The 4,576-nt window shown below is 73.4% G+C and carries 2 protein-coding genes; one reads left to right on the forward strand and one right to left on the reverse strand.

Annotated features, from left to right (window positions below; translation table 11 throughout):
* The coding region (locus ACFV3E_RS44845) for a streptophobe family protein (RefSeq protein WP_500542060.1) at positions 1–1,683 on the reverse strand (1,683 nt) is incomplete at its 3' end.
* A 201-nt stretch (positions 1,684–1,884) separates the two neighbouring features.
* Here ACFV3E_RS44845 and ACFV3E_RS44850 point away from each other — a divergent pair.
* The gene (locus ACFV3E_RS44850; RefSeq protein ID WP_500542062.1) at positions 1,885–4,449 is read left to right on the forward strand and encodes an FHA domain-containing protein; all 2,565 of its coding nucleotides are present in this window, start codon (positions 1,885–1,887) and stop codon (positions 4,447–4,449) included.
* The last annotated feature ends 127 nt before the right edge of the window (positions 4,450–4,576 follow it).

The raw sequence follows: 4,576 nt of genomic DNA on the forward strand, positions 1-4,576 counted from the left end.
CGGCCCGGGCGGCCCGGGCGGCGGGGGCAGCGGTGCCCCGGTGACGGTCCGCGCGGAATGCGGCGCCTGGCCCTGTGGCGGCCGCCCCTGCGGCGCCGCCTGGCCCTGCGGGGGCTGCCGGTAGGGGTTGGGCCCGGCGTCCGGCGGGCCGTAACCGGCGCTCGGGATGTACGGACCGGGCTGGTACGCGATGCCCGGGTACGTGCGGGAGCTGCTCTCCCCGGCCGCCGCCTCCGCCGCCCGGCGCAGCGCGTACGGCGACACCCGGCGCCCGGCGGTGCCCGTCAGCAGGGCCAGCAGCGCCCCCGTGCCGCCCGCCACCGCCCCCCAGGCGGCGCCCAGCAGGAACGCCAGGGGAAGGCTGCCGTGCAGGTCGACGCCGGCGCCCACGGCGTCGAACCCGAAGACCGAGACGCCCGCGTTCACCGAGACCCCCGTCACCCACACCAGCAAGGGGAAGGCGACCGCCGTCACCAGGCCGAGCCGGACCGCGCAGCGCCCCGCGTACCCGGCCCGCGTCGCCCCCCACAGCGGGGTGCGGGCCGCCGCCAGCGCCCCCGCCGCCAGCATCATCAGCGCCGCGGCGACGGTCAGCAGCCACACCCGCTGGTCGTACTCGGCCAGCCGGGCGGGCGTCACCGGCTCCGCCACGCTGGTCGACAGCAGCCGGTCCAGCGGATCCGGGAGCACCTTCGCCAGCTCCCCGGTGGCCGTGCCCCGCCAGGGCACGAACAGCCCGAGCGGCACCGCCAGCCACACCCCGTTGGGCGCCCCCAGCAGGGCGGCCCCGGCGATCCGGCCGGGCTCGTCACCCGTCACCGCCGCGTACCCGGCGGCGGCACAACCCGCGACGACGGCCAGCAGCAGCACCCAGCGCAGCGCCGACGCGGCGGGCCGGACGACCCGGTGCAGCCCTTCGAGGGCGGGCGGCAGCGGCGTACGGCGCGAGGTGAGCAGGGCCAGCAGCAGGACGACCAGCACCCACAGCAGGCCGCCCAGCAGGGTGCGGCCGGTGGCGACGTGGAAGCTCACCGAGGCCTTGGCGTCGATCAGGTCCTGCAGCCCGTCCCCGAGCCCCCCGCCGATGTCACCGATGCCCGGGATCCCGTCCGTCAGGCCGCCGCCCTTGTCCGCGCCCAGCGCGGCGCCGTCGAGGGCGATGGTGTCCTCCCCGGCCCAGGCGAGTGCGCCGAGCAGCGTCACGAAGAGCACCACCACCGCCCCGGCCCGCGCGGCGAGTTCGCCCCCGGGGACGGTCAGCCCCGCCCCGCGCAGCGACCGCAGGAACACCCAGGCCAGCAGCAGGGCCCCCACCAGGCCGACGCCCAGCGGCATGAGGTCGAGCCGGCCCTCGCCGCCCGCACCGCCCAGCCCGAACACCGCGACGTCACCGGAGGGGACGACCTTGCCGCCCACCGCCATCGCGACCACGGCCGCCGTCATCGGCCCCAGCGAGCCCGCGGTGTCGGCACCGAGCAGGTGCAGGCCCAGCGCGGCGGCCCCCACCATCCCCAGGTACGCCCAGCTGACCGCGGCGACCGCGGAGAGCAGCACACCGCCCCAGGGGACCGGGCGCCCCGGGCGCGCGGGCGCGTTCGAAGGTGTGGAGGTGTACGCGGTCATGCCCGCCCCCGAGGTCTCGCGTCCGAACCGCCTGCGCTGCATGGTGCCCTGATCCGTCATGATCCGCACGGTTCATGGGCGGTTACCACTCTCCGGTGGTGTTTCGGCGCCGTCAACGGCTTCTCGGAAGAGGGTTCACATCACTCCCCTTGCGCGGCTTCCCGACGGGTGGGCGTGCCTGGAATGGTTCCTCCCGATGTTCGCAATCCCTAGACTCCCCTCATGGGGGATAACCCGGGGGACAACTTTGTGGGGCTTGGGGTGCCTGAACTCGTACTCGAACTGAACGGACAGACCTGGGCGCTCGATCCGGCCAGGTCCTACAGCCTCGGCCGGGATCCGCAGTCGGACGTCGTCCTCGACGACGCGCGGGTCTCCTGGCGGCACGCCACCATCCGCCGAGGCGAACGCGGTTGGGTCATCGAGGACCTCGGCAGCACCAACGGCACCTACGTCCAGGGCCAGCGCGTCCACGCCTACGACGTCGCCGCCGGGGCCGCCGTCAACCTCGGCAACGCCACCGACGGCCCGCGCCTGAGCTTCAGCGGCGGCGCCGCGGCAGGCGGTGACATCTACAGCGCCGAGACCGCGCTGGCCAACCCGCAGCAGCAGGCCCGCCAGTCCGGCCCCGCCGCGCAGGGGACGCCCCACTCCGTCGCCCCGCCGCGGCAGGGCGGCTGGGGGAACGGGTCGTCCGCCGCGCAGGTGCCGCAGCCCTCGCAGGCCCCACGGCCGGACCAGCGCAAACCGCAGGCGCACATCCCGTCCCCGCACGGGCCGTCGGGCGCCTCCGGCGCGCCGCCCGTCTACGGCGACCGCAGCCCGACCACCTTCCACCACCTGGTGCTCGGCCGCGTCATGAAGATCGGCCGTGCCCTGGAGAACGACCTGGTCGTCTCCGACCTGCAGGTCTCGCGCTTCCACGCAGAGTTCCGCGCGCACCCCGACGGCCGCTACGAGATCGTCGACCTCGGCAGCCACAACGGCACGTACGTCAACGGCCAGCCGATACAGCGTCATCTGCTGGGCCCCAACGACATCGTGGGCGTCGGTCACTCCACCTTCCGGCTCGTCGGCGACCAGCTCGAGGAGTTCGTCGACACCGGCGAGATCTCCTTCTCCGCCCGCCGGCTCACCGTGCGCGTGCCGCAGGGCAGCACGACCAAGACCATCCTCAACGACGTCTCCTTCGGCGTCCCCGAGAAGTCGCTGGTCGCCGTCATCGGCCCCTCCGGCTCCGGCAAGTCGACGCTGCTGCGCGCCCTGACCGGCTACCGCCCGGCCGAAGAGGGCGAGGTGCTGTACGACAGCCGCAACCTCTACAAGCAGTTCGCCGAGCTGCGGCAGCGCATCGGCCTCGTCCCGCAGGACGACATCCTGCACAAGGAGCTGACGATCCGCAGAGCCCTGCGCTACGCGGCCAAGCTCCGCTTCCCCGGCGACACCAAGGCCGCCGAGCGCGAGGCCCGCATCGACGAGGTGCTGCGCGAGCTGAAGCTCGACGTGCACGCCGACAAGCGCGTCACCTCGCTCTCCGGCGGCCAGCGCAAGCGCGTCTCCGTCGCCCTGGAACTGCTCACCAAGCCCTCATTGATCTTCCTGGACGAGCCCACCTCCGGCCTCGACCCGGGCATGGACCGCGACGTCATGAAGCTGCTGCGCGGCCTCGCCGACGACGGCCGCACCGTGCTCGTCGTGACCCACTCGGTGGCCGAACTCGCCCTGTGCGACAAGCTGCTGGTGATGGCGCCGGGCGGTGCCGTGGCCTACTTCGGCCCGCCCGAGGAGGCGCTGAACTTCTTCGGCTACGAAACCTGGGCCGACGTCTTCTCCGCCTTCGAGAACTACCGCGACTACGACTGGTCCGGTCGCTGGCGCGGCTCCCAGCACTACCAGATCTACGCCGCGGACCTGGACGCGGTCGCCCCGCAGTCCGTAGGCGCCGCCCCGCAGCGGGCCAAGCCGCCCAAGCCGCAGAGCTGGCCGGCGCAGTTCGTCACCCTCGTCCGCCGCTACCTGTCGGTGATCGCCTCCGACAGGGGCTTCATGGCGCTGATGGTGATCCTCCCGGCCGTCCTCGGCCTGGTGAGCGTCGTCATCCCGGCGAAGTTCGGCCTGGCCCCGCCCGACGAGGCGGGGAAGTTCAACGCCGACGCGGGCACCATCATGCTGATCATCGCCGTCGGCGCCTGCTTCTCGGGCGCCGCGAATTCGGTGCGCGAGCTGATCAAGGAACGGGTGATCTACGAACGGGAACGCGCCACGGGCCTGTCCCGCTCCGCGTACCTGGTCTCCAAGGTCTTCGTGCTGGGCCTGATTAGCGCCCTGCAGGGCGTCATCATCTGCGCCATCGGGCTGTCGGTGCGCAAGCTCCCCGAGGAGGGCCTGATCGTCAAGGGCTTCCCGGCCGCGGAGATCACCCTGGTGGTCATCGCGCTGGGCTTCACCTCGATGATGTTCGGCCTGGTCATCTCCTCGCTGGTGAAGACCGCCGAGAAGACCATGCCCCTGCTGGTGATGTTCGCGATCGTCCAGGTCGTCTTCACCGGCGTCCTGTTCCAGATCTTCGGCACCGTCGGCCTGGAGCAGGTCGCCTGGCTGATGCCCTCCCGCTGGGCCGTCGGCGCCGCCGGCGCCACCCTCGACCTCGGCCACCTCATGCCGCCGTGGGACCAGGCCAAGCCCGACAACCTGGACCCGCTGTGGGAGCACTCGGCGAGCCAGTGGGGCTTCGACATGGCGATCCTGCTCGGCATCGCCCTCGTCTGCGGCATCCTCGTCCTGAGGCTGCTGCGCCGCCACGAGCCGGAGGTCATGCGCAAGTAGCGGCCCCCGCGTAACGGATGCGGAAGGGGGGGGGGGCCCCGGGGGGGGGACCCCCCCCCACCCCCTGGGCGGACGGGGCGCCCCCCCCCGCGCAGGACCACTGGTTTGGCAGCCCCGAACCCCCCGC

The sequence above is a fragment of the Streptomyces sp. NPDC059718 genome (assembly GCF_042733315.1).
GTDB lineage: Bacteria > Actinomycetota > Actinomycetes > Streptomycetales > Streptomycetaceae > Actinacidiphila.